A 25,418-nucleotide genomic window follows, 5' to 3' on the forward strand; every position below is an offset into this window, starting at 1 on the left:
AAAGTCAATACGGACAAAGATAAAAATTTTATCTGAATCGGACAACCCGATATGGGCGATTCGCTTAAATTAATATTAAGAATTTGAGAGACATAAAAGAAAGAGTTTCCTGAATTTCAGGAAACTCTTTCTTTATATACAGCAACTCAATTCGGTTATAGTTTAGTGTCGTTTAACGGGTTCGGCGAACGGAGCGTACGGGGGCAGCAGATGATTTTTGCTGTTTCGGCTGTTTTTGCTTTTTTACTTTTGCCTCTTTTTGTTTTTTTGCCCGTGAAGAACGAGCGGTGCGGCTTTTCTCTTTCTTTTGTTTGTCATTGTCGAGCGTTTCTCCGTTTTCTTTTGCTTCTTTGGCCGCTTGCTCTTCTTTGGCTTTCGCTATTTCTTCGGGGGAGGGAACCCATAGATTTTCATTAAAGTTTTTCAGTTGTTTTTCTATGCTGTCTTGTGCTTGTTTCCGAATGGAGTCATTGGGATACATTTGCATGAGCGACTGGTTCCGCAGGTTTTGGGTTTTGTAGATTTCCCCTTCGTACATTCGCATTTGGAAGTAATCGTCGTAGTTGTATTGCTGTACGTTGTTTTCGTTGCTCGCCAAGATGTATTGGCGTGCGATGTAGGGGCGTATGTCGTTGTATTTAACCCAGAACATGGGGTATTTGACTGCTTCGCCTCCGAAGTCGCCCGTACGGTGAAGTACCGGGCAGATGGCCTCGATGGACGGTTTTACCTGCGAGGTGCGGCGGTCGAATATCCATTTTTCCAAGATATAGTAGGAGAGTACCTCGTTGGAGGGTATATCGCTTTCTTCTACCGTGAAGCGGGGATTCTTCTCGGAGTATCCTTTTGCCGGGGCATACAGAATATGGAAGCGGTCGAACATTTCTTTTACTTTGATGCGATATTCGTCGGTGAATATTTCTCGTCCGTCGAGGTATTCGTATGCCGGTATCTGGTTGTTCGCCAAAAGTTTCATGACAATTCTGAAAAGATTCTCCTGATTTTCGGTGGACTCTTCGGGATAATAGAGCGGCATGTTTTTTTCTTTGTTCAAGTCGATTTGCCGATAGATTACCCTCATCCACGGAATGTCGGCATCCGATGCATCCTGAGTGTCATAAAGCGATTGAGCCCGGACGCTGAGTTGGTTGCTTGTCTTTTTCGAGTCATCGGTATCGCTTTTTTTGATTACTTGTGCATGACTCCCTATTGCCGACCATAGCAGGCAGAGGGTCAAACAGCTTTTTATCAGGGTATTCATATTTGCTGAATTATATTTCATATTGGCCTTAGTTTACAATTACTTCGATAGGTGACAGATCGCGTTCTATACCATCGGGGCCGACGGCGCGGACTCTCGATATATAGAACCGTTTTCCTCTCGATAGTCTGCGGAACGAATCTTTCTGTCGTTGAGAGAAATTGGCTCCGTCGGAAACCTCGGGAATCGCATTTCCCATAGAGTCGAAAAAGACCGTTTCAAATCGCAGTACCCGATAGGTGACGTTTAACAGGTCGTCGTCGATTGCGGCTTGAATACCGGGCGCAGAAAGCAGTCGTGTTTTGGGGAAAGGTTTCCCTCCTTTGTATTTTTGTTCGTAACCGTTTGCATCTTTATAGGCGATGAATGGCATAGGGTCGGGGAGTTGCCGTACCCGGAACTGAGTGTTGGCGACTGTTTGCGCCCGCCCGTCCATTGTGGCGGTTACGGTTATTACCGCGTCTTGTCCTACTTTCGCCGGTTTGGCTATCCAGTTGTCTCCTTGACGGGTGAGAGTGCCGTTCGTCATCGTAGCTTGAATGGCGTGATTGGGGATGCCGGGAACCGATATGCTGATAGGGTTACCGATACCTGCATACAGAACGTTCATCAAGGTTGCCGATATGGTCGCACTCGGCTCTACCACGGTGTAGGACGAAGAGAATTCGTGACGGGTCATGGAACCGTCACCGCGCGGAACTTCGAGATAGCCTTGAAAATCGAATATTCCGGTGCTTCCACAGACGAATTCATATAGGCCGTTGTTTTCGGGAGGGAGTTGTTTCCCGTTGATGTATATGGCCGGTCGCTGGGTCGTATCGATGGCTGCCAGAACGATGTTGGCACTATATTTCCCGCCTCTCATAATGTTTTTCGAATTGGGAATAACGAACGCGTTCAACTGGTTGACACGTACGTCTCCTTCGTCGATGTTATTGATGAGGGTGTGCAGCGCTTCGCTTTCGGCATACCGCACGTCGCTCTGTATTTTTGTCAGAATGGTTACGGCGGCGATTACCGGCATATTTTCGAACAGCGTCGTTTCCCACATGGAGGGGGCTTGGGTTCTGTTGCCCGAGTGAATGGTGGTCGAAAGGTAGTTTTCGATCGCTGCTCTTTTGATGGAGTCGGTCATGAGACTGCCGATGAGATTGCGGTAGTCGTCTATCTCCTTTCTCAATTTCATTCCTTGCTTTTGGGCGGGGGACAACATGATGTATGACGCTGCTTCGAGGTCGTCCTGATGTTCGATATTATTTACATCGCCGTCTTTACCGTCGGCTTTCTTGACGATTACGTTTTTCAGGGAGTCGATGTAGTCGTATAAGAGGGCGGTCTGTTTTTTTACTTCCAGCGATTTTTTGTACCACGGTCCTCCTTTTTCGGGATTCTGACTATTGAAGTCGGCCAGTTTTTGGTAGAGGACATCGTTTTGCAGCGAAGCATTCGAGGTAGACCTTTCCAATCCGTCTTCAACTTGCTTGAATCCGTTGAGTACATCGGACGACACGTTGAGGGCCAGCATGGCAGTGAGGACGATATACATGAGGTTTATCATCTTCTGCCGGGGTGTAAGTCTGTTGTTATTCGATGCCATGTGTTATTTTTGTTCGGTGTCGTCTTTCGGTTTTTCGGGCATTTCCACGGGAGCTCCTCCCATAGGTCTGTACATGTTGATGGTCATTGCCGTGATCATCTTTTCGTAAACCGAATTGAGTTGCTGTATATATTGTGTCATTTTTTCGGTTGCTTCGCAATAACGGGAGCTATCGGAAGCGGAGCGTTCGTACATGTCGCGAATGTTTTTCAGCCCGTTGTTTACACGGTCTATATTATCGAGTTGCGAACTGATGCTCTTCAACTGTATCTCATAGATGGTATTCAACCCACTGATGTTACGGTTGAGCGTTTCCATACCCGAAACATATCCTTGCGAGGTGTCGGATATTCCTTCGGAGTTTTCCGTGATGTTGCGGTAAGATTGCAAGAGGGTGTTCGATACGGCGGTGAGGCTCTCGGTCGCACTCCTTAATTGTTCCATCTGTTCGGCTATACCGGAGAGTTGGGTGAGGTATTGTTGGGTTGCATCTGTCAGTTCTGCCATACGCGAAAGTTGATCGGCGGCAGCCGACATTTTTTGAATACTATCGGTGAGGCTTTGCGTGTCGGCATCGCTTAAATTGAGGCCTTCGGGTATTCCCACAGCTCTTTTGGCATCGGACGGGGTGACATCGGAGTAGTTCCCTCCGTTACTACCTCCGCCTTTGCCGTTTCCACCGATAATGACGGTTCCTTTCCCTCCTGAAAATTCGGGCCGGTCTTCGGGGTTTTTACTATTTAGTACGGGAAAAACTTCTTCCCAATGATATGTTTTCGGGGGAGTGTCGAAGGCGGATAGAATGAACATGAGCACTTCTGTTCCCATACCGATAGAAAGCAAGAGACTGCCTCCGGGGAGGTGCAGGATTTTGAACAGAGCACCCCAGATTACAATCGCAGCGCCTATACTGTATGCGAAATTGAAAAATCGTTGTCCTTTATCGCTGGATAAGAACTTTTCAATACTGTTTTTATATCTTTTGTATTTTCCCATGATCCTTGGCTTGGTTTTATCGGGTTTTGATATTATCTTTTTGCTTTTGCGAATCCGATTTGAGAGCGAACGCAACGGAATCCGATATAGGATCGTTGTTCGTTTTGGTATTCCCACATGCGGATATCGGAACGAATGAAGTTGGAAACGTCTTTCCACGAACCGCCCCGGACTACTTTGCGTTTCATGCGGTAGGGGTCTTCTTTGGCCGCATTATATTTGTATTCGGGGTTAAGGTCGCTGGTGTTTTGCGATACGGCTTCGGTATAGGCTGTCGAAGTCCATTCCGATACGTTACCGGCCATGTCGTATAATCCGAACTCGTTCGGGGAATAGGAGCCTACCGGCGAAGTGATGAGGTTTCCGTCTTTCACGTAATTCCCGTCATCGGGCTTGAAGTTGGCATAGAAACACCCTTTTTCGGCCATAGGCAGGTTACCTGTCCACGGGAATTTGTTCTCATTTTTCCCGGCTCTTGCCGCATATTCCCATTCGGCTTCGGTGGGAAGTCTGTAAGGTTCGATAACAACGGCGTTACGTCCCACCGAACCTTTCAAGAGCGCGGTGCGCCAAGCGCAGAATGCGTTTGCTTGTTCCCACGAAACCCCTACGACCGGATAGTCGTTATAGCCGGCATGGGAGAAATAAAGTCTCACGTATGGCTCGTTGTAGGCATTCTCGAAGTCGTTTACCCACACGGTGGTATCGGGGTAGATATTGACGATGTAGGTATTGAGGAAGTCAAACTCGCTGCCTAACGGCCGTGTGATGGTCTCGCGAATGATACGCCCGTCTTCGTCGATATATGCGGTATCTTTGGATATCATTACGATTTCATCGTAGTCGGGGGTATGGTCGGTGTTGAGGTCACGGCGTGCCGGGTCGAGACGATTCTTCCGTTTGGATGCCTCGGTGTGGTCGAAGATCTCGTAGCGGTAGTTCATTTGGGTGGCATCGAGTTGGCGTTCTCCCGTAATGGGGTTAATTCTGTACACGCTTTCGATGGCTCGCGCTTCGTCTTCATTGGGATTTCTCCACGGAATGGCTTTATCCCAATTCAACCGAGGCTTGATGGGGTTTCCCTCCCGGTCTTCTTCGATTTTGAACACTTCGTTGCCTCCATAGGCGGGATCGGCGAGGCGTTCCCGAATGATAGAGTCGCGTACCCAGAATACAAATTGTTTGTATTTTGAGTTGGTGATTTCTGTTTCGTCCATCCAGAAGGCATCGATAGAGACAGCCCTCGGTTCTTGTTGTGTTCCCCAAATACTGTCCTTCTCGGCCGGTCCCATTTTATAGGATCCACGAGAAATGAGAACCATACCGTAGGGTGTAGGCTCATTCCATGCCGTACCTCCGACACCTGTAACTTCACCGCTATGGCGCGACGAAGGTGCGCATGCTGCGACGAGAATGGCAAGGGTGATATACACGATTATCTTTTTCATAGGCTACATTATGCGTATGCTTTTGTGTTTATTTTTATTTTTATCGGACAGGTCGAGTTTCAAACTGTATCCGAGAAATACTTCGTGGCTTCCGCTACTGGCTTTTACAATGGCCGATACCGGGTAGTCGTAGGCATATCCCGCTATAAAGTTTTTATATTCCGCACCTATCATAAATATACATGCGTCTTTCCAGCGATATGAAAGGCCTCCCCAGAACAGTTTGTTGTATTTTACACGGCAGGATAACTCGTACTGCGTGATGTTGAGGTTGCTTTTCACCATCATGGAGGGCTGCACTTCATATAACGTGTTTTTAATGGGAATATTGCTCCCGGCGATAAAATAATAGGATCTGCCGATGTATGTTTCGTATTTGTCTTCAAAGGTGATCGATGGCTCGTTGAGGTGTGAGACCGAAATTCCCGCATAGAACCACGGGTGGGTGTACCATGCCCCGAAAGACATATCGAACGACATGCCTTGCAACTCGGTAGTGGGGATTCCGTCGTCGGTGGCTTGATGGTAATCGCTCGTGGGTATGCTGACTTGTGTGCCGTCGAAACGTTCGTCGAGCATTCCCAGTTGTATGCCGAGGCTGAGTACTCCTTTCCATAATTTGATTTTGAAGGCATATTGCGCTCCTAAAATCAGATGGGAGTATAGCCCTTCGGTTTCGGAAGTGACGACCAGTCCTACTCCGTGGTTCTGTTTCAAGAATTTGAAAGGCATGTCGCCTGTCACGAAATAGGTTTGAGGGGCTCCCGGCATACCTATCCATTGTTGCCGGGTGGAGGTGAGTATGTTGAGCTTGTCGGAACTTCCCGCAGCTGCCGGATTGTAATAGCCGGGCAGAGCCCAGTATTGGCTGAACTGCGTATCAATCTGAGCCTTTGCTGTGGCAAAGACCAAACAACACAGGGTTAGAATAACGATTCTTACAATCTGCATACTCTCTTTTCCAGACTTTTCGGGGGTACACACCGAAGTCCGGATATTTATAATAACTGAAAATAGCCTTTAAAATTGTTTGACACAACTGTTTTCGGATGCGAAATTACGAAAAGAGAAAATATATGAGTGCTTTTTCGCTCCGAAAAATGCGAGACCCGTCCCGCAGAGCTTATCTTGTTCACAAAAAGATAAGCTCGATCGAGTTTTTTGCTTTCGACTTTCATTATCTTTGGATAAGATAGGCTGCGGTTCGGTATTGTCAAATTGAAAACTACGTTTTCATTTGCCACTACACTCACCTTTCGCTATCTTTGTGGAGCAGAAGGTTATCGACTTTCACTTAGCTGATGGAGGAGAATTTGAAGAGAAAGACGACGAAGGCGCTCGTGTGGAGCACGGCCGACAAGTTGGGACAGCAGTTGTTCTATCTTGTCACCGGTATTATTCTCGCTCGTCAACTTTCTCCTGAGGATTATGGCAAGGTGGGGGTTCTCACGATATTTATCGCCTTGTCGGGGATATTGATCGACAGCGGTTTCTCTTCGGCTTTGATTCGGAAAAAGGAGGCTACTCAGGCCGATTACAGCACGGTGTTTTATGTGAATGTGGCGATCAGTTGCGTGCTGTATGGATTGTTGTATGCAGCAGCACCTTATATAGCGGTGTTTTTTAAGGTCCCTGATTTGATATATATCTGCCGGATTTTGTTTCTCGTGATTCCGTTGAATGCGCTTTCCCTCATACAGCAGACTTTGTTGTTGAAGCATTTCAAGCTCTCTGTGAGCGCTCGTGTCAATTTGTGGTCGTTGGGTATCGCTTCGGTCGTCGCCATTGCGATGGCTTACGGCGGTATGGGAGTCTGGTCGTTGGTGGCTCAGACGCTCGGTCTCTCGTTTTTCAGGGCTGTTTTTTTCTGGGTGTTTAACGACTGGCGTCCCCGATGGATATTTCGCATGGCTTCGTTGCGTGAGTTTTTCGGATATAGTTCCAACTTGGTCGTTTCGGGTATTATCAACAATGTGTTTAACAAGATATATCCCATTATCATCGGTAAGTTTTATGGCATGACGCAGACCGGCTACTATACTCAGGCCGACAAGTATCAGGATATAGCTTCTTCGCTTATCAGCAATATATTCCGTTCGGTCGCTTTCCCTGTTTTCTCAAAGGTGCAAGACGATTTGCAACGGTTGAAACGGATTTGCCGGAAGAATGTGCGGGCCATTGCGTTTTTCATTTTTCCTATCATGCTGTTGATGGTCGTCGTTTCATATCCGCTCATATCGATCATGTTGAAAGAGCAATGGGTTCCGTCCGTGCCGTATTTCCGCTTGCTTTGTTTTTCGGGAATATGCTCTCCGTTTATTATTTTGTTTTTCGATTTGTTCAATAGTCTGGGCTATTCCCGGCTGAATTTACAACTGGAAATCGGGAAAAAGATTTATTTGTTTGCGGGTATCGCTTTGTTTTATTCTTCGGGCATTTTGTGGCTGATAGGGTGGTGGATTTCTTATTCGGTGTTGTCTCTGGCGGCTTCGATCTTTTTTGCCCGTCGCTTTCTTGGATATGGTTTCGGGGAGTATGTGAAAGATATTTTTCCGTATTTTATCTTGGCGTTGGCGTCGGCGATACTTTCGTGCGGTGTTTATCTGCTTTTGCCGAGCGATTTGTGGCGGTTGTGTCTTGTCTCGGTCGTTTATGTCGTTTTGTATTTGGGCGGAGCATACATGTTGAAATTGGAGATGTTGCAGGAGATGCTGTCGATGTTGAAGAGTCGTGTGAAGAGAGGAGGTGAAGCGTGAACGAGGTAGCAGTTGCTCGACCGAGGGTCTTGACGGTGATCGTTTCGTATAATTTCGAGCCGTGGATCGAACGATGTCTGAGTAGTATTCGGGATTCGGATTACCCCTCGGACCTTGTGGTAATCGATAATGCTTCGACCGACCGGACGGTGTCGATCATCGCCGAGAGGTATCGATGGATTCGTCTTGTGCGGAGTAGGAAAAATCTCGGATTCGGACAAGCGAATAACATCGGCATGAGAATGGCGTTGGAGGAGGATTACGATTATGTGTTTCTCGTGAATCAGGATGCGTGGATAGAGGCGAATACGGTGGGGACTTTGGTGGGGTTGGCAGAAAAATATCCCGATTACGGAGTGTTTTCGCCGGTGCATCTTGATGGGAAGGGGGAGCACCTCGACGGTTCGTTCGCCAAGTATGTGGGGGGAGCATCGGCGGTTTCATCGAAAAAATCGGATATCGTCGAAGCAGCTTTCGTTAATGCGGCTTTCTGGTTTATCCCGGTGTCGGCGTTGAAAAAGGTGGGAGGTTTTTCGCCGTTGTTTTTTCATTACGGCGAAGATGTGGACTATATTCACCGAATGCGATTCTATGGTTATCGGGTGGGATACACTCCGTTGACTTCGGGGTGTCATGACCGGCAGAATCGACCGATTACCCGCCAGACACAAATGAAATTGGACAGGGTTTATTATTTGTCGGTTGTTTCGGATTTAAATTCGGGAATGGCTAAGTGTCTGTGGGGTGGTGTATTAGCTCCTTTGAAACCGGGCGTGCTCGCTTTATTGCGGGGAAGATTCAAAGAATTTTGTTTTTATACAGGCACAAGTGTCCGGCTTTTGTGTCGATACCCTTCTATTGCAGAAATCAAGCGATTTTGCAAACATGGAAGGCCTGTGTTTTTGGAAAATGTTCATTCAAAAATTAAACCGATATGGAGTTAGCCCCGATTGTTTTATTCGTTTATAATCGTCCTGAACATACGCGCGCTTGTCTGGAATATTTGGAGCGGAACGAGCTGGCGGCGGAAAGCGAATTGTATGTTTTCGCCGACGGCGCGAAGTCGGGCAGCGAGGAGGCGGTGGCCGCCGTGCGTCGGGTGATTGCTGAACCGTGGAAATTCAAACGGTTGAATGTCGTGGAGCGACCGGAGAACAAGGGGCTGGCAGCCAATGTGATTGCGGGGGTGACTTCGGTTTTGGAGACGCACGACCGGGTGATCGTCTTGGAAGATGATTTGATTGTTTCTCCTTATTTTCTGCGTTTTATGAACGAGGCACTTGAAGTTTATAAAGATACGGAGGAGGTTTGCCATGTGACTTGCCACATGCTCGACCATAAAGGAGAGTTGCCCGATACGTTTTTGATACGCTGGTGTAACAGTTGGGGGTGGGGAACTTGGAGCCGTGCATGGCAATATTTCGAGTCGGACGGTAGAAAATCGTTGCGGGAAATCGAACGACGGGATTTGTGTAGGCAATTCGATTTGGACGGAGGTTTCCACTTTACCCAGATGTTGCGCGACCAAATCGAGGGTCGGAATAACTCGTGGTTCATACGGTGGTATGCATCGCTGTTTCTGCGTGACAAGTTGATGTTGGGCACGGGCCGTTCGTTGGTCGATAATGCGGGATTCGACGGAAGTGGAACGCATTGCAATACTATGCAGCTTTGCACGCAGACTTTGTCGATGAATCCGATAGCGGTAGTTCCCATTTCTCCGGTAAAAGAGAACTTACTCGCCCGAAAAGTATATTCTCGAACCTATCGTTATAATTATTCGTACAGGCATAAATTGAAAGTATTCATCGGGAATCTGTGGATTCGTGTATTCAATCGTAAAAAGAGATGATATTATGAGGGATTTGACTCGTTTAGCCAGTCGTATCGTTATGTTTTTCATGCAGTTTTATTATCGACTGGCTCGTCATTCGAGGGTTTCGTACAAGGCTTATATCGACGGTCGTACCCGATTGGCCGGATATAATACCATACAGGACAATGTTTTGTTGGCCGGCGCCCGTATCGGCCGGGGCACTTATATTTGCCGAGGGAGCAATTTCACCGATGCAGAGGTCGGTGCGTTTTGTTCGATCGGTCGGAATGTCCGTATCGTCAACGGACAGCATCCGACCCGCACCTTCGTATCTACTCACCCGGCTTTTTTCTCTCCCAACGGGCAACCGGGGTTTTCGTTTGTCCGGGAAAAACGGTATGAGGACTGTCGGTATCTCGATCGGGAACGACGAGTGAGCGTAGAGGTGGGAGCCGATGTGTGGATTGGGAACAACGTGTCGTTGATGTCGGGGACCCGAATCGGTACGGGGGCGGTGATCGCTACCGGAGCCGTGGTGGTGAGCGATGTGGCGCCTTATGCGATTGTGGGTGGTGTACCTGCCCGGGAAATCAGGAAACGGTTCGATGATGAGCAGATTGCTTATCTGTTGGCTTCGCGATGGTGGGAACGTCCGTTCGATGAACTTCGGAAAGAGGCGGACAGTTTCTCGGATATCGGATTGTTCATGAAAAACGGATTGTAATGGGACGGCCGCTTTTTTCGATTATTACGATTACGTTTAACGCTGCTGGGACTTTGCCGGCTACGTTGAGAAGCGTGGAACGACAGACGTTTACCGACTATGAGTATTTGATCGTGGACGGTGCGTCGACCGACGGTACGATTGCGATTGCGCAGCACTCGGCAGCGGTCTCGTCGGTGACGAGCGAACCGGACAAGGGTTTATACGATGCGATGAACAAGGGCTTGCGTAAAGCACGAGGGTGTTATCTCGTTTTTCTGAATGCCGGCGATGCGTTTCACGAACCCGATACGTTGCAGAAAATCGCCGATTCCATCGAAAAAACCGACCCCGATATTGTCTATGGAGAGACGGCGTTGGTCGATTCGGAAAGACGTTTTATATCTATGCGAAGGTTACAGGCTCCCGAAAGGTTATCGGTGAAGAGTTTTCGCATGGGGATGCTGGTGTGCCATCAGGCGTTTATCGTTCGCCGGGAGATTGCGCCGGAATATGATTTGCGGTATCGTTTTTCCGCCGACTTCGATTGGTGTATCCGGTGCATGCAAATGGCGAAAACGATAACTCATACACACGAGGTGCTTATCGATTATTTGAACGAGGGGGTCACTACCGCCAACCGAAAGGCTTCGTTGCGGGAGAGATACGAGATTATGTGCCGATATTACGGGACTTTACCGACGTTCTTGCGTCATTTGTGGTTTGCCGTGCGGTTCGCTTTCGCTCGTTTTTCGGGACGGGAGTAGACGGTATGTTTAAAATCTGTAATCTTCTTTGCCTACATTTAACCCCCTCGTCCTGCGGACACTCCCCCTATATTCTCTTACGGCAACACAGGGGGAGAGGGCTAAAATGCATTTCGAACATATTTAAACTTCTCCCCTGCCGTGTCCAGTGGCATTGCGGGGTGTGGCGCAGCCATAGGGGAGGTGGCACGTAGTGGCGGAGGGGTTGAATGAATGGGTCTTTAAACTATCCTAAGAAGTTGTCTTGTGGGCAGGTTTCATGAGTCTATGCCGTAAAAAGTATAATTCGAGGTATTTCGTTCGGTGGGAAATTTGTATCTTTGCAGTATGCGAATATAGATTGCACCTCGGTATAACCAAGTAAATTTGTTTCTACTCTCGGCTTGCACTATCTTTGCACTCTGCAAAAAAATGAGTTGTATTCCAGAGGTTACGGTAGACCGGTCTCGATCGATGCAGAGCCTCTTTAATTCAAATGATTCGATAGAAAATAATACGATATATGGAGAAGAATTTCAAACGTACATTGGTTACCACCGCTTTGCCTTATGCCAACGGCCCTGTGCATATAGGCCATTTGGCGGGAGTATATGTCCCGGCAGATATTTATACCCGGTATCTGCGGTTGAAAGGCGAAGATGTGATCATGATCGGCGGTAGCGACGAGCATGGCGTGCCTATCACGATTAAGGCGAAGGTCGAAGGAGTGACCCCGCAGGATATCGTGGACCGTTATCACCATATTATTAAAAAGTCGTTCGAGGAGTTCGGAATCTCTTTCGATATTTACTCTCGCACGACTTCCAAGATTCATAGTGAAATGGCTTCCGATTTCTTTCGGAAGTTGTACGATAAAGGCGAATTTATCGAGAAAACCTCGATGCAATATTACGACGAGGAGGCTAACCAGTTCCTCGCAGACCGGTATATTACCGGGACTTGTCCGCACTGTGGCAACGAACATGCCTATGGCGACCAATGCGAGGCTTGCGGCACATCGTTGAATGCGACCGATTTGATTAATCCCAAATCGGCCATTACGGGAAATCAGCCTGTTTTGCGGGAGACAAAGCACTGGTATCTGCCTCTCGACAAGTGGGAGCCGTTCTTGCGCCAATGGATTTTGGAAGAGCATAAGGAATGGAAACCGAATGTGTATGGACAATGCAAATCGTGGCTCGACATGGGGTTACAACCTCGCGCGGTGAGCCGTGACCTCGATTGGGGGGTTCCCGTACCGGTGGAAGGCGCCGAAGGTAAGGTGTTGTATGTGTGGTTCGATGCTCCTATCGGGTATATCTCGAATACCAAAGAGTTGCTTCCCGACAAATGGGAACTGTATTGGAAAGACAAGGATACGAAAATGGTCCACTTTATCGGCAAGGACAACATCGTATTCCACTGCATTGTTTTCCCTGCGATGCTGAAAGCCGAGGGGAGTTATATTTTGCCGGATAATGTGCCGGCCAACGAGTTCTTGAATTTGGAGGGTGATAAGATTTCCACTTCGAGAAACTGGGCGGTGTGGTTACACGAGTATCTCGAAGAGTTCCCCGGCAAACAGGACGTGCTGCGTTATGTGCTCACGGCCAACGCTCCCGAGACGAAGGACAACGATTTCACTTGGAAAGATTTCCAAGCGCGTAATAATAATGAATTGGTGGCTATTCTCGGCAATTTCGTGAATCGAGCTTTGGTGCTGACTCATAAATATTTCGACGGGAAAGTACCGGCTGCGGGTGAATTGACCGACTATGACCGGGAAACATTGAAGGAGTTTGCCGATGTGAAAGCCGAGGTGGAGAATTACCTCGACCATTACCGTTTTCGCGATGCCTTGAAGGAGGCGATGAATCTGGCTCGTATCGGGAACAAGTATCTTGCCGATACCGAACCGTGGAAGCTGGCGAAAACCGATATGGACAGGGTGGCGACGATATTGAACCTTTCGTTGCAGATTACGGCCAATCTGGCTATCGCTTTCGAACCATTCCTACCTTTCTCTGCCGAGAAGCTGCGGGGAATGTTGCATTTGGGACATTGTGACTGGAATATGCTGGGACGTACCGATATTTTGCCTGCCGGAGCCGAGTTGGGTAAGGCCGAGTTGCTGTTCGAGAAGATAGAAGACAGCGTGATCGAGGCGCAGGTGAACAAGTTGTTGGAGACGAAGAAAGCCAATGAATTGAAGAATCACAAGGCTGCGCCGATACGGGAGAATATCGCTTTCGACGATTTCATGAAATTGGATATTCGGGTGGGTAAAGTGCTGGAATGTCAGAAAGTGCCCAAAGCCGACAAGTTGCTGCAATTCCGTATCGACGATGGTTTGGGCGGACGTACGATCGTATCGGGTATCGCCAAGCATTATGCTCCCGAAGATTTGGTGGGTAAGAATGTGTGCTTCGTGGCTAATCTCGAACCTCGCAAATTGAAGGGTATCGAGTCGCAGGGTATGATTCTTTCGGCCGAGGATGCCGACGGGCGTTTGATTGTCATCTCCCCGGCGACCGATGAAATCGCTCCCGGTTCGGAAGTGAAATAACTTGGAATCTTGATAAAAATTGTGGCCCCGATACCGAACGAAGTATCGGGGCTTTTTTAGTTCGGCTTGAAAAGATTCGTTTCTGCAAACAACAATTATTGAGTGTAGATTTTTAAGCGTGAGGTTTTTAAAGGCTTGTGGTATACTTTGATTCCTCAAAGCCACAGAATCATGAATTTTAGCCCTGTGGAGGATTTATTTTCAATGACTTGACGGTTGTTGTAAATGCAGGATAGGGAACGGTTTGCCAGAAGGATCCAATTCATCTCGTCCTATAACCTCGTAACCCATGTGCAAATAAAATTTGTAAGCCTGTTCGTTATCTTCGTTTACATCTACTTTGTAGATATTGCATTTGTCGATGGCATAATCCACGAATGCTTTGCCGTAACCGTGTCCTTGTTCTTCGGGCAGTACGAACAACATTTCCAGCATGTCGTCGCTTAATCCCATAAATGCGGCAATCCGCCCGTTCTCATTGCGTATTACAAACAGTTTGACAGCCGGGAAATATTGGTTTCTTATTAAAGGTTTGAAGTATTCTATATCTTCTTCTTTTAAAAAATGATGGGAACTGCGTACCGACTTTTCCCATACGATCAACAGTTCGTCTAAAATTTCGTCTGATAAGGATTGTAATTTTTCTATTTCCATTTTTTGGGTAATTGTCGTTTATAAACTATCGAATGTAAAGATACAAAAAGTGCCGATTATCATTTGTGAATCATGGCTTTCATTGTTCCAACTGTCCGGTCTTGCGGAAGTATTTTTGCAGGACGAGAAGCGAAATGAGTTTTTCTCGTTTCTTGTCGAAGAATTGGCTGACGTATTCGTTGGCGTGGCGGGATATTTCGATGGCTTCGTCGGGGTGGGCGGTATAGTAGGCGATACGCTCTTCGAGGTCCGAGAAATCGGGTTTGATTTCGATATAGTGGTAGTTGGGAATAAGTCGTCCCTCCATGAACCAAGTTTCGAATTCGGGTCGGGGCATGACGGCTACGGAGTTGGAGGACATGACCCATTTGAGGTTGCTGGCGACATCGTTCCCTTCGAGGGCGAGGATAAATTTGTACCGCAGATGTTCGGCGATGGTTTTCTTACCGGTACGCCAAGCGGGATTGCCGTTGCGACTGGTGTCGCCCAAGTCGTAGAGGGGATTGCCGAAGTATTTATTAAAAAAGGCAATGCGTTTGGTTTTCCCTTCGTTGACTTTTCCTCGGAAAATGACTTTGTCCATTTTCTTTTCGAACGGTATTTTGTCCTTGACGAAGATGAAATGTCTCACTTTGTTCAAATTCAATAGTATGGCATTTGCCGATTGATTGTGAATGGGCCTGCTCTTAACAATGGAAGGGGTATCGGGCATGAAATTGATATCGCCGAAACAGTAGTTCCATTGCAGGTTTTCGGGGAAGTACCGGAGGTATTCGAATGAATCGAAGTAATAGACTTTCCCTTTCTTTTGCAATTTGAGTTCGTTCAGGTGGGGAGAGCCTTCGGGTAGTTTTACCGGTTCAATGAGCCGATTGTAATAGTTCACCCGGTCGTTTATGTAATTTTTATCGGATCGGGTATCGACTTGTGCGAGAATCTTATTCAGCCTTTTTCGACAAATCGCTTTCAAAGGTAGTAGCCTGAGAAAATAGGATTTCAAATAATAGCTGTATTTGGGATTCTTGCCGTTGCGTATGCTATAAAAAATGTTATCCATTGTATTTCTTATGTGTGTTGGAGACAAAGATAAATATTTTAATATTATTTTATGAAAAAGTCTTTGTATTTCCTTTTCGTATATTCAACCCCCTCGTCCTGCGGACACTCCTCCTATATTCCCTTACGGCAACACCCCGCAATGCTACGGGACAGGGCAGGGGGAGAGGGTAATGCCTTAATCCGTTTTCTTTACTGCGGATATTTTTTAACCCCTCCGTCACTTGCGGACACCTCCCCTATATTTTGCTATGCAAAACACAGAGGAGGAGGTTAATACCTTACGATGTATCGTGTTTGTCTTTCTCCCCACTATATTTCCTTACGGCCACACCCCGTAATGCTACGGGGCACGGCAGGGGGAGAGGGTAATGCCTTAATCCGTTTTCTTTACTGCGGATATTTTTTAACCCCTCCGTCACTTGTGACACCTCCCCTATATTTTGCTATGCAAAACACAGAGGAGGAGGTTAATACCTTACGATGTATCGTGTTTGTCTTTCTCCCCACTATATTTCCTTACGGCCACACCCCGTAATGCTACGGGGCACGGCAGGGGGAGAGGGTAATGCCTTAATCCGTTTTCTTTACTGCGGATATTTTTTAACCCCTCCGTCACTTGTGACACCTCCCCTATATTTTGCTATGCAAAACACCCCGTAATACTACGGGACACGGCAGGGAGGAGGTTAATACCTTACGATGTATCGTGTTTGTCTTTCTCCCCACTATATTTCCTTGTGGAAACACCCCGCAATGCTACGGGACATGGCGGGGAGAGAGGGTAATGCCTTAATCTGTTTCCTTTGCTGCGGGTATTTTTTAACCCCTCCGTCACTTGTGACACCTCCCCTATATTTTGCTATGCAAAACACCCCGTAATACTACGGGACACGGCAGGGAGGAGGTTAATACCTTACGATGTATCGTGTTTGTCTTTCTCCTCACTATATTTCTTTGTGGAAACACCCCGCAATGCTACGGGACACGGCAGGGAGGAGGGTTAAGCTCAACTCTGTATTCATTACTGTGAATGCGCTGTGAATATCTGTTGTATCTTCTTGAAATCCATAAAATTTTCTTTTCAGATTGATTTATTGTGTTTTATTAAATGTTGCTTTTGTGTTGGATTCCGAGAAACTATTTATATTTTTACAGTCTTAATGAGTTTTTGTTAAGATTTATTTGTCAGGACATGTAATTTTTGGAACCGCATGAGAATAAAAGATTTTGTCAAATGTAATTTGAATAATTTATTTTATAGAGAATATCGTCTTCGTCGTAAAGTACGCAGACATTTATTGCCATATTACAAGGAGGCGTTTCCTGTCGGGAAAAATACGAATAAAATGATTGTTTTTATGGCCGATGGAAGGAAAAGTCATGGAGGATTGGCCGATAGGCTACGGGGAATCGTTTCGACGTATGAATATTGCTTAAATCATAGAGTCGATTTTCGTATTCATTTTACAAGCCCATTCAATCTAGAAGATTTATTACTTCCTAATGAATACGATTGGAGGATAGGAGCTGGTGAAATTTCGTATAATCCAACATTTTCTACTCCGGTTTATATTGATTCCAACAGCCGTTATCCAGAGGCTGATTGTCGATTTCAACGTAAAATGGCAGAGAAATATTTAGGTCGAGATTTTCGGCAGATTCATATATATACCAATATGTATTATGCCGACGATCGTTTTGGCTTGTTGTTTAATAAGTTGTTTAAGCCTGCCCCTATATTACAGTCTTGGATTGATGAAAATTTACAGATTTTAGGTCAGAATTTTATTGCATTAAGTTTTCGATTTCAAAACCTTCTCGGAGACTCTGTTGATGGTAAGATTGTTTATTCGCCAGAAGAACAACGAGAACTGATAAATAGCTGTATTTGTCAGATAGAACTTTTAAGAAAAACTAATCCCGATTCGAAAAAGATTCTCGTTACTGCCGATAGTGGCAGTTTTTTAAAAGAAGTATCAAAATTGGATTTTGTATATTTGTTACCGGGAAAAGTCGGTCACATGGATAGTACTTCTCAACAAGATATTCAAGTACATATGAAGACTTTTCTCGATTTTTTCGTTCTTTCTCACGCCAAGAAAATATATTTGTTGATAACCGGTAAAATGTACAAAAGTGGTTTTGCCAAAAGAGCGGCGAAATTAAATAATATTCCATTTGAAGAGGTCGAGTTTTAAATAAATATAATTTTTGTGGGCAAGTAAAATACCTGTTTTTCTTTAACAGGTATTTTTTTTATTGGGTTGTAAAATATTTATAGAAAAATTTGTATTTCTATCCGATGTAATTATATCTTTGTAGTATTAATTAACCAAAATATCATAAACTATGAGAAATTTTATTTACGCAATCGGAGTGTGCTCACTTCTTTTTTCCTGTAATTCTGAACTGGAAACTTTGCCGGAAGAGTTTAATACAGAAGGGACTGCGCCTCTTGTCACACGTGTGGCGGCTCATCCTAAATATGGTGTGTTGGGGTGGGGATATGATGTTACCGGCAATTATATGAGTCATGGGAAAGGGGTTACCCTGCCTGTTATTGATATAGACCGGTTCGAGGCGGAAAATTTCGACCGCATAGTTCTCGATTCTTCGACATCGCAAGAGACAGAATATTATTATGGCACTACTGCCGAGGAGTATTTGAAACGTGTGGGAGACAATGTGGACACCGGAGTCGATGCGAAAAAGGCTTTATTCAGTTTGACAATAACCGGTAATTATCAAAAAAATACATCGTATTCGTCGGAATATTCTTTTGCCGGATGCGACCATTATTATTCTTTGAAAAGATGTTATATAAGGGCGGCGGTCGAGCGGCTACAAAACTATCTGAGCGATACGTTCCGAGAAGATCTCGCCGAACTGCCTGCCGAAGATATTGTAGATTTTTACGGCACTCATGTGCTGGCCGATATTCGTATGGGCGGACGCGTGAGTTTCTTGTATAAGACGTATGCCGGCAAGGAGAATGTCGAGGCGATTACGAAAGCGGGATTCAAGGTCGATGTTCTCAATTTGTTTTCCATCGGGAACGAATATCAAGTCAATACCAGTTTGGCGGTGAATAATTCCCGGCAGCTCGCTACGATCAATGTCACCGGTGGCACAGATGCGCTGCTGGAAACTTTCGACCCTATAAAGGAGCAACCTCGATTTGGCTCTGTTGCGGACTGGCAGAGAACGGTCAATGCCGATAATGCCGGGCTTATCGACGTGGAATTGCCCCGATTAATTCCCATTTATGAATTGGCGGCAGACCCGACTGTGAAAGCTGCACTTAAAGAAGCGGTAGCGAATTATATCGAGTCCAAACGACTCAAACAGCTGTTCCCGTTGTATGAGTATTTTCGTGCTAACAAAATGGATCATTATGCGACTTCGGTATGGCAAGGTTTAGCAAATGGTCTTTGGGAATACCAAGGTGTAATCGGTTATGTATATTTAGGCCCGGAACCGGGAACGATACCATTATATCTGTATTATAATAAAAAGTGTGTAAATCATTATTGTACTCCGGTTTACCAAGGGGAGAAGAAGGGCGACTATGTGCTCGAAGGCATCACGGCATATATTTATGAGAAACAGGAGCCGGGAACCGTTCCCTTGTATATGTATTATAATGGGCGCCGATGCGATCATTATGTAACGATCGTGTGGCAAGGAAATAAAAAGGGAGATTATGTATATGAAGGAAATGCGGGTTATGTGTATCCGTAGGAGATGAAATGTATTGCGAATTTATATTTTTAGTCGGCATCCCATTCAAAAAGGGATGCCGATGTATCGACCAAAATGTAAAGAATATTTATGAAAAGGTGGAGTTTGCCGGTCGCACTGGCCGTTTGTATTTTCTTGAAATTTATTTTGTTTGATGTTATATGGAGTTCGGACACGACTTTTCAGTCGTTCAGCCAGCCGGAGTCTTATCTGATTAAGGGTGCTATCGCCTTGTTGCTCGCTTTCCCCACGGTGTTTTTTCGATCGAGGTGGTATGCCGGTATCGTGTGTTTTTTATTGGATATTTTGTTGGTTGCCAATTTGATGTATTGGCGGACATATTATACGGCGATACCGTGGAACAGTTATTTCCTTGCGGGTAATTTGGCTGATTTCATGGGTAGCGTGTATGCATCGGTTCGATGGTGCGACGGGTTGTTCTTTGCGATGACTTTGGGATTGTTGTTTTATACTTCCCGATACGGGGATTTGCGGTCGAGTCGGTCGGAAACGAAACGTCGGGCCGTATGGTTTGCAGCGGGCTTCTTGATTTGTGTCGTAGCGACGGTGGGATTGACGTTTGCCCGAGGAGGATTCCAACGATCGTATGAGAAACGGAATACTTGTGCCACACCGACGTTCACGGTGTTCGGGACTTTGTGCTATGAGTTCGTCAAGGAGAGCATGTCTATTACGCCGGAGATTCACAGTGAGATAGAACGGTGGCTCTCGGCCACATCGAGATCGTATCCGGTTTCCGGGGTGGAACACAGGAAGCATTGCGTGGTGATTCTCGCCGAGTCGTTCGAGGGGTGGATGCTGGAACGGAATGTAGAGGGAAAGGAGGTGACTCCTTATTTGAACCGCTGGTTGAAAGATTCATGTACGTTGTATGCTCCCCGGGTACAGACGCAAGTTCGCGGCGGACGCTCCATCGATGCACAGTTGTTGGTGAATACGGGGTTGCTACCGATAGCGAACGGTGCATACAGTATTCGTTTCCCGAATCATAGGTATCCTTCGCTGGCGAAGGCTTTGAAACAGGCCTGTGGGGAAAAAGGTCGCATGGTAGGTATGACCTCGGACAAACGAATCGTGTGGAACCAGCAGGGTGTGGCTATGGCTTTCGGATTCGACCGATTGTATGATGAGAAGTCCTTCACGAAAGAAGAGCGAATGGGAGTGAAGAAAAGGGTGGGCGATTATCCGTTTTTGCAACAGTGTGCCGAGAAAATAGCCGAGGAGATAGCCGGAAGCGGTGATAGTTCTCGTTGTTTTTTTCAATTGGTTACTTATTCGGGACATGGGCCATTTATTATTCCCGATGAGTACAAACGGATTTCTTTTTCTCCGGGAATGCCCGAGGTGCTGAACAATTACCTGACGGCTGCCAATTACACAGATTATGCAATAGGGAAGTTTATCGAACGATTGCAGGAGGAGGGGTTGTTCGACGAGACGATGATTGTCGTGACGGGCGACCATGAGGGATTGGCTTATTTGCGGCAGTCGTTGTGTGAAACAAAAGAGGGTGGTGGACTTGTCTCTCCGTTTGAATATACTCCTTTTATCGTGATTAATTCGCCGGTGGGCATGCGGTACGAGAAAGTTATGGGGCAAGTAGATATTTATTCGACATTATTGGATTTGACCGGACTGGACGATTATGGCTGGAAAGGTATGGGGCAGAGTATTCTAGACCCGTCTCATCTAGGTGTCGCGGCTATTTGGAATTTGACGATTGCCGGGGATACAACCGGTATTTGTCCCGAGGCGATAGAAAGAATGAAGCAGTCGTGGCGAATATCGGACTTGATGATTCGCGGGGATTATTTTAGGAGTGATTTTTGAGAATTGGAACCAGATGTTGTTGTCGTGCCAAATTCTTATATTGTTTCTTCTTTCTAGTTTTTAACCCCTCCGATTTCCCTATATTTCCTTACGGAAACGCCCCGTAATGCTACGGGGCACGGCAGGGGGAGAGGGTGACACCTTAATTCGTTTCCTTTGCTGTGGGTATTTTTTAACCCCTCCGTCCTGCGGACACCTCCCCTATATTTTGTATTGCAAAACACAGGGGAGGAGGTTAATACCTTACGATGTATCGTGTTTGTCTTTCTTCCCTATATTTCCTTACGGAAACACCCCGTAATGCTACGGGGCACGGCAGGGGGAGAGGGTGACACCTTAATTCGTTTCCTTTGCTGTGGGTATTTTTAACCCCTCCGTCCTGCGGACACCTCCCCTATATTTGCGTTGCAAAACACAGGGGAGGAGGTTAATACCTTACGATGTATCGTGTTTGTCTTTCACCCCCCCCTATATTTCCCTACGGAAACACCCCGTAATGCTACGGGACGCGGCAAGGGAGGCGGGGAATTTCCTCTTATGTGAATTCAGTCGGGCAGCCCTGTTTTTCTGTTTAATTGAGAAGCCGGATATTAAGGATTACCGGTTATACCGGAGTATTTCTTCTATGATGTCGCGTCGATTGTATAGCCGGGGGATTTTGTGCTGTCCGCCGAGTTTGTTGTGGTCACGTAACCAAGCATCGAATATCCCTGTTTTGGCGGGAATGATTTCGAGGCATTCGAGTGCGATACTTTTAAATCGTTTGGCTTCGTAGTCGGAATTTAAATTTTGGAGGTTCGTGTCGAGCTTTTCTGCAAATATTTCGACCGGAACGGGGAGTTCGCCGAACTCGATGAGCCATTGATGGCGTCCTTTGCTGTGGTCGGTCATATATACGGGAGCGGCTGTGTAGTTGAGTACGCTGGCTCCTGTCTGTGCGCAGGTGCGGGCGATTGCCTGTTCTGCGTTATCGACCATGAGTTCTTCTCCGAAGGCATTGATATAGTGTTTGGTGCGTCCCGAAATGCTTATCTTTAACGGATTCGTGGAGAGTATTTTTACGGTGTCTCCCATGCGATATCTCCATAGGCCTCCGTTAGAGGTGATGACCATCTCGTAGTTGCGCCCGGCTTCTACCTCCCACAGCGGAACGGCGTGTTCGTTGCTTTTTCCCAGCGGGATAAATTCATAAAAGATGCCTAAGTCGATGAGGAGTAGCATACCGGCAACCGATAGGTCGTTTTGTACGGCGAAGAATCCTTCGGAAGCGTTATAGGTCTCGACGTAGTGCATGTCGGGGTTGGAGATGAGCTCCCGGTATTGTTCGCGATAGGGTGCGAAACTGATTCCTCCGTGGAAAAAAACTTCGAGGTTGGGCCATACTTCCGTGAGGTTCTGCCGACCTGTTTTTTTTAAGATGTGTTTGATGAGGACTAGAAACCACGAGGGTACTCCCGACAGATTGGTGATATCCCGATCGATCGTGCTCTCGGCGATGGCTTCGAGCTTGGTGTCCCATTCGCTCATGAGCGCTATTTTTTTCGACGGGACTCTTATCAGGTTGATGAGCGGATTGATATTTTGAATGAGTATTGCCGATAGGTCTCCGCAATAGGCTTTGCCAAAAGGGTTTTGTGCCCGGCTTCCTCCGAGTATCAGGCCTTTTCCCGAAAAGAAACGGCTTTGGGGATTTTCTCTGAGGTATAGGGCTACACAATCGCTGCCTCCTTGATAATGGCAGTATCTGAGGGATTCGGCACTGACGGGAATGAATTTGCTTTTATCGTTGGTCGTTCCCGATGATTTTGCAAAATGCCGTATCGGTGTGGGCCATAAGATATTTTGTTCCCCGCTCATCGTTCGTTCGATGTAGGGCTTTAATTCTTCATATCCATTGATGGGAATGTTTTCGGCAAAACTTTTATAGGAGGATATGTCGTTGAATTTGAATTTTGTTCCAAATTCGGTGTTTTTTGCTTTTTGAAGCAGGTCGAGCAGTGTTTTTTGCTGTATGATGTCGCCGTAATCGGCATAACGGTCTATTTGAGAGAGACGTTTTGCAAATATCGAACGTATCAACTTTGTAGGATTCATTTGACGAACGTTTTCAATAAGTGGCAAAAATAGATATTTCTCCCGTGATTCCCATTGTTTTGTCTATGATTTTTATGTTACGATCGTGTTATTCCCATTCTCCTGAGTGGCTAATACCGATTGCTGATAGTTTTTGTCTCTGCGGATTCGGTTGAGCGCTATGCGTGCTGCATTTTGCTGCGATTCTTTTTTGGAGTATCCTATTCCTATCCCACCGGATATACCTCCGAGCAGGGCTTGCGATTGGAATACGGGGTTGTTGTCTTGGTCGACGATGGTCTCGATCAGTGCAAATTCTATATCGACTTTGTGTTTTTGTCCCCATTCGATGAGTCGGGACTTGAAATTGAATTCTTCTTTCGAGATTTTTTCGAGATCGATATATGGGTCGATGATACGGGTCTCGACGAATTTCTTGCAGTATCGGTATCCTTTATCCAAATAAATGGCTCCGATGAGGGCTTCGAAGGCATTGCCGAACATGTAGTTGTTGTGCGAACTGGTGCGCATGGAATAGGTGATGAAATTATCGAGACCTAATTTCACGGCGATTTCGTTGAGTGATTCGCGTTTAACTATTTTTGCCCGCGTGTTGGTGAGAAACCCTTCTTTGCTCGTCTTGAACTTGTGGAACAATATATCGGCGACGATGGCATCGAGAATTGCATCGCCCAAAAATTCGAGTCGTTCGTTGTTAATGCGCCGACCTTGTTCGCATATCGAGGAAGAACGATGCAAACAGGCTTGTTCATACAGATGTATGTCGGTAGGATAAAAACCTAACAGTTTACGATAAAGAACATAAGGCTCCTTATGTCGCAGCATAAGGAGCCTTATACGGTTATAAATCGTTCTGAACACGTTTTTACTTCGTGAATTTTTTTACGATTATACTTGCATTGTGGCCACCGAAACCAAAGGTGTTGGACAGCGCTGCATTTACTTCGCGTTTTTGCGCTTTATTGAATGTGAAATTCAATTTGCTGTCGATTTCGGGATCATCGTCTCCCTCGGCATGGTTGATAGTGGGGGGTACGATGCTGTCATCGATAGATTTCACACAGATGAGGGCTTCCAATGCACCAGTCGCACCGAGCAAGTGCCCGGTCATCGATTTCGTAGAACTGATGTTGAGGTCGTATGCGTGATCTCCGAAAACTTCCAAAATCGCTTTGGCTTCCGATTTATCACCTACGGGTGTAGATGTACCGTGAACGTTGATGTAATCGATCTCTTCGGGAGCCATGTGAGCATCGTCGAGAGCGTTTTGCATCACCAATTTAGCACCTAAACCTTCGGGGTGAGTAGCCGTCAAGTGGTAGGCATCGGCAGAGAGTCCGCCTCCTACGATTTCGGCATAGATTTTAGCCCCGCGGGCCAATGCGTGTTCCAATTCTTCAAGAATGAGGCAGGCACTTCCTTCGCCCATAACGAATCCGTCGCGCGAAGCGCTGAACGGACGTGACGCTGTTTCCGGCGAATCATTTCTTGTGGAGAGTGCGTGCATGGCATTGAATCCTCCGACACCCGATACGGTGATCGCAGCTTCGGCTCCACCCGATACGATGAAATCGGCTTTGCCCAAACGTATATAGTTATATGCGTCGATGAGGGCGTGGGTAGAAGATGCACATGCCGATACGATACCGAAGTTGGGTCCCCGGAAACCGTATATCATGGATATTTGTCCTGCGGCGATGTCTGCAATCATTTTCGGGATAAAGAACGGGTTGAACCGAGGCCCTTTTTCGGGAGCGACGGCATAATTCCCGACTTCTTGCTCAAACGTGCTGATTCCGCCGATACCTGCCGAGAAGATAACGCCGGCACGATCTTTATTGACGGTTTCGAGGTCTAATCCCGAATCTGCGATACCTTCTTGGGTCGCTGCGAGAGCAAATTGGGTATAACGATCGAGTTTGCGCACTTCCTTTGCGTTGAAGTATTTCAACGGATCGAAGTCCTTGACCTGACAAGCAAATTGAGTTTTGAATTCAGATGCATCGAAAAGCGTAATAGGCCCTGCTCCGCTTACTCCTTCTAAAAGGGCAGCCCATGTAGAGGGAACATCATTTCCCAACGGAGTGATTGCACCAAGACCTGTTACTACGACTCTTTTAAGCTCCATAA

The 25,418-nt window shown here is 46.5% G+C and carries 19 protein-coding genes; 9 read left to right on the top strand and 10 right to left on the bottom strand.

The features are described from left to right. Positions 1 to 172: 172 nt before the first annotated feature. Genes porN through HMPREF9448_RS14565 form a run of 5 tightly spaced genes read right to left on the bottom strand, consistent with a single transcriptional unit; the run spans position 173 to position 6,253 of the window. A complete protein-coding gene (gene porN, locus HMPREF9448_RS13475) occupies positions 173 to 1,282 on the bottom strand; it encodes a type IX secretion system ring subunit PorN/GldN (RefSeq protein WP_008863131.1) in 1,110 nt (369 codons plus the stop codon). A gap of 7 nt (positions 1,283 to 1,289) precedes the next feature. Continuing rightward, complete coding sequence (gene porM, locus HMPREF9448_RS13480) at positions 1,290 to 2,858, bottom strand: type IX secretion system motor protein PorM/GldM (protein WP_008863132.1); 1,569 nt, start codon at positions 2,856 to 2,858, stop codon at positions 1,290 to 1,292. Between the two features lie 3 nt (positions 2,859 to 2,861). After that, on the bottom strand, positions 2,862 to 3,854 hold the full coding sequence (porL, locus tag HMPREF9448_RS13485) for a type IX secretion system motor protein PorL/GldL (RefSeq protein WP_008863133.1): 993 nt from the start codon (positions 3,852 to 3,854) through the stop codon (positions 2,862 to 2,864). Between the two features lie 32 nt (positions 3,855 to 3,886). Then, positions 3,887 to 5,302 (bottom strand): T9SS ring complex lipoprotein PorK/GldK, encoded by a 1,416-nt coding sequence (porK, locus tag HMPREF9448_RS14560; RefSeq protein WP_008863134.1) that lies wholly within the window; start codon positions 5,300 to 5,302, stop codon positions 3,887 to 3,889. A 3-nt stretch (positions 5,303 to 5,305) separates the two neighbouring features. Next, positions 5,306 to 6,253: a PorP/SprF family type IX secretion system membrane protein gene (locus tag HMPREF9448_RS14565; RefSeq protein WP_021890881.1), complete on the bottom strand. Its 948-nt coding sequence runs from the start codon at positions 6,251 to 6,253 to the stop codon at positions 5,306 to 5,308. A 362-nt stretch (positions 6,254 to 6,615) separates the two neighbouring features. On the opposite strand from HMPREF9448_RS14565, the gene HMPREF9448_RS13505 reads away from it, so the two are divergent. The 6 genes from HMPREF9448_RS13505 to metG all read left to right on the top strand — a co-directional run bounded on the left by HMPREF9448_RS13505 (position 6,616) and on the right by metG (position 13,889). Further along, positions 6,616 to 8,058, top strand: coding sequence for a lipopolysaccharide biosynthesis protein (locus HMPREF9448_RS13505; RefSeq protein WP_157260390.1), 1,443 nt, complete (start codon positions 6,616 to 6,618; stop codon positions 8,056 to 8,058). Next, positions 8,055 to 9,002, top strand: coding sequence for a glycosyltransferase family 2 protein (locus tag HMPREF9448_RS13510; protein ID WP_008863137.1), 948 nt, complete (start codon positions 8,055 to 8,057; stop codon positions 9,000 to 9,002). Before HMPREF9448_RS13505 ends, HMPREF9448_RS13510 begins: the two co-directional genes overlap by 4 nt. Then, positions 8,993 to 9,910 carry a glycosyltransferase family 2 protein gene (locus tag HMPREF9448_RS13515; RefSeq protein WP_008863138.1) on the top strand — a complete coding sequence of 306 codons (918 nt, stop codon included), beginning with the start codon at positions 8,993 to 8,995 and terminating at the stop codon, positions 9,908 to 9,910. Before HMPREF9448_RS13510 ends, HMPREF9448_RS13515 begins: the two co-directional genes overlap by 10 nt. A 4-nt stretch (positions 9,911 to 9,914) precedes the next feature. Beyond that, a complete protein-coding gene (locus tag HMPREF9448_RS13520; RefSeq protein WP_008863139.1) occupies positions 9,915 to 10,598 on the top strand; it encodes a CatB-related O-acetyltransferase in 684 nt (227 codons plus the stop codon). Further along, on the top strand, positions 10,598 to 11,344 hold the full coding sequence (locus HMPREF9448_RS13525; protein ID WP_008863140.1) for a glycosyltransferase family 2 protein: 747 nt from the start codon (positions 10,598 to 10,600) through the stop codon (positions 11,342 to 11,344). Before HMPREF9448_RS13520 ends, HMPREF9448_RS13525 begins: the two co-directional genes overlap by 1 nt. A 502-nt stretch (positions 11,345 to 11,846) precedes the next feature. Next, positions 11,847 to 13,889 (top strand): methionine--tRNA ligase, encoded by a 2,043-nt coding sequence (gene metG / locus HMPREF9448_RS13530; protein WP_008863141.1) that lies wholly within the window; start codon positions 11,847 to 11,849, stop codon positions 13,887 to 13,889. A 201-nt stretch (positions 13,890 to 14,090) separates the two neighbouring features. On the opposite strand, the gene HMPREF9448_RS13535 is transcribed toward metG, so the two are convergent. Continuing rightward, positions 14,091 to 14,543 (bottom strand): GNAT family N-acetyltransferase, encoded by a 453-nt coding sequence (locus HMPREF9448_RS13535; protein ID WP_008863142.1) that lies wholly within the window; start codon positions 14,541 to 14,543, stop codon positions 14,091 to 14,093. A gap of 79 nt (positions 14,544 to 14,622) precedes the next feature. Continuing rightward, positions 14,623 to 15,600, bottom strand: a complete 978-nt coding sequence (locus tag HMPREF9448_RS13540) for a glycosyl transferase family 90 (RefSeq protein WP_008863143.1) — start codon at positions 15,598 to 15,600, stop codon at positions 14,623 to 14,625. A gap of 1,213 nt (positions 15,601 to 16,813) precedes the next feature. Here HMPREF9448_RS13540 and HMPREF9448_RS13545 point away from each other — a divergent pair. From HMPREF9448_RS13545 to HMPREF9448_RS13555, 3 genes are all read left to right on the top strand, one after another. Next, complete coding sequence (locus HMPREF9448_RS13545) at positions 16,814 to 17,800, top strand: O-fucosyltransferase family protein (protein WP_008863144.1); 987 nt, start codon at positions 16,814 to 16,816, stop codon at positions 17,798 to 17,800. 151 nt (positions 17,801 to 17,951) lie between these two features. Continuing rightward, entirely contained in the window at positions 17,952 to 19,343 is a 1,392-nt protein-coding gene (locus HMPREF9448_RS13550) for an MAC/perforin domain-containing protein (RefSeq protein WP_008863145.1), read from the top strand. 90 nt (positions 19,344 to 19,433) lie between these two features. Further along, positions 19,434 to 21,194 carry an LTA synthase family protein gene (locus HMPREF9448_RS13555; RefSeq protein WP_008863146.1) on the top strand — a complete coding sequence of 587 codons (1,761 nt, stop codon included), beginning with the start codon at positions 19,434 to 19,436 and terminating at the stop codon, positions 21,192 to 21,194. 597 nt (positions 21,195 to 21,791) lie between these two features. Here HMPREF9448_RS13555 and HMPREF9448_RS13560 read toward each other — a convergent pair. From HMPREF9448_RS13560 to fabF, 3 genes are all read right to left on the bottom strand, one after another. Further along, positions 21,792 to 23,288 (bottom strand): GH3 auxin-responsive promoter family protein, encoded by a 1,497-nt coding sequence (locus tag HMPREF9448_RS13560; protein WP_008863147.1) that lies wholly within the window; start codon positions 23,286 to 23,288, stop codon positions 21,792 to 21,794. Positions 23,289 to 23,360: 72 nt separating this feature from the next. Then, entirely contained in the window at positions 23,361 to 24,113 is a 753-nt protein-coding gene (gene rnc / locus HMPREF9448_RS13565; RefSeq protein WP_008863148.1) for a ribonuclease III, read from the bottom strand. Between the two features lie 40 nt (positions 24,114 to 24,153). After that, a complete protein-coding gene (gene fabF / locus HMPREF9448_RS13570) occupies positions 24,154 to 25,416 on the bottom strand; it encodes a beta-ketoacyl-ACP synthase II (protein WP_008863149.1) in 1,263 nt (420 codons plus the stop codon). Between the last annotated feature and the right edge of the window lie 2 nt (positions 25,417 to 25,418).

The sequence above is a fragment of the Barnesiella intestinihominis YIT 11860 genome (assembly GCF_000296465.1).
Classification (GTDB): domain Bacteria; phylum Bacteroidota; class Bacteroidia; order Bacteroidales; family Barnesiellaceae; genus Barnesiella; species Barnesiella intestinihominis.

Excerpts from the sequence above, each read along its gene's own strand:
- porN (WP_008863131.1), bottom strand. The coding sequence starts at position 1,282 with ATGAAATATAATTCAGCAAATATGAATACCCTGATAAAAAGCTGTTTG.
- porM (WP_008863132.1), bottom strand. The coding sequence starts at position 2,858 with ATGGCATCGAATAACAACAGACTTACACCCCGGCAGAAGATGATAAAC.
- porL (WP_008863133.1), bottom strand. The coding sequence starts at position 3,854 with ATGGGAAAATACAAAAGATATAAAAACAGTATTGAAAAGTTCTTATCC.
- porK (WP_008863134.1), bottom strand. The coding sequence starts at position 5,302 with ATGAAAAAGATAATCGTGTATATCACCCTTGCCATTCTCGTCGCAGCA.
- HMPREF9448_RS14565 (WP_021890881.1), bottom strand. The coding sequence starts at position 6,253 with ATGCAGATTGTAAGAATCGTTATTCTAACCCTGTGTTGTTTGGTCTTT.
- HMPREF9448_RS13515 (WP_008863138.1), top strand. The coding sequence starts at position 8,993 with ATGGAGTTAGCCCCGATTGTTTTATTCGTTTATAATCGTCCTGAACAT.
- HMPREF9448_RS13520 (WP_008863139.1), top strand. The coding sequence starts at position 9,915 with ATGAGGGATTTGACTCGTTTAGCCAGTCGTATCGTTATGTTTTTCATG.
- HMPREF9448_RS13525 (WP_008863140.1), top strand. The coding sequence starts at position 10,598 with ATGGGACGGCCGCTTTTTTCGATTATTACGATTACGTTTAACGCTGCT.
- metG (WP_008863141.1), top strand. The coding sequence starts at position 11,847 with ATGGAGAAGAATTTCAAACGTACATTGGTTACCACCGCTTTGCCTTAT.
- HMPREF9448_RS13535 (WP_008863142.1), bottom strand. The coding sequence starts at position 14,543 with ATGGAAATAGAAAAATTACAATCCTTATCAGACGAAATTTTAGACGAA.
- HMPREF9448_RS13540 (WP_008863143.1), bottom strand. The coding sequence starts at position 15,600 with ATGGATAACATTTTTTATAGCATACGCAACGGCAAGAATCCCAAATAC.
- HMPREF9448_RS13545 (WP_008863144.1), top strand. The coding sequence starts at position 16,814 with ATGAGAATAAAAGATTTTGTCAAATGTAATTTGAATAATTTATTTTAT.
- HMPREF9448_RS13550 (WP_008863145.1), top strand. The coding sequence starts at position 17,952 with ATGAGAAATTTTATTTACGCAATCGGAGTGTGCTCACTTCTTTTTTCC.
- HMPREF9448_RS13555 (WP_008863146.1), top strand. The coding sequence starts at position 19,434 with ATGAAAAGGTGGAGTTTGCCGGTCGCACTGGCCGTTTGTATTTTCTTG.
- HMPREF9448_RS13560 (WP_008863147.1), bottom strand. The coding sequence starts at position 23,288 with ATGAATCCTACAAAGTTGATACGTTCGATATTTGCAAAACGTCTCTCT.
- rnc (WP_008863148.1), bottom strand. The coding sequence starts at position 24,113 with ATGCTGCGACATAAGGAGCCTTATGTTCTTTATCGTAAACTGTTAGGT.
- fabF (WP_008863149.1), bottom strand. The coding sequence starts at position 25,416 with ATGGAGCTTAAAAGAGTCGTAGTAACAGGTCTTGGTGCAATCACTCCG.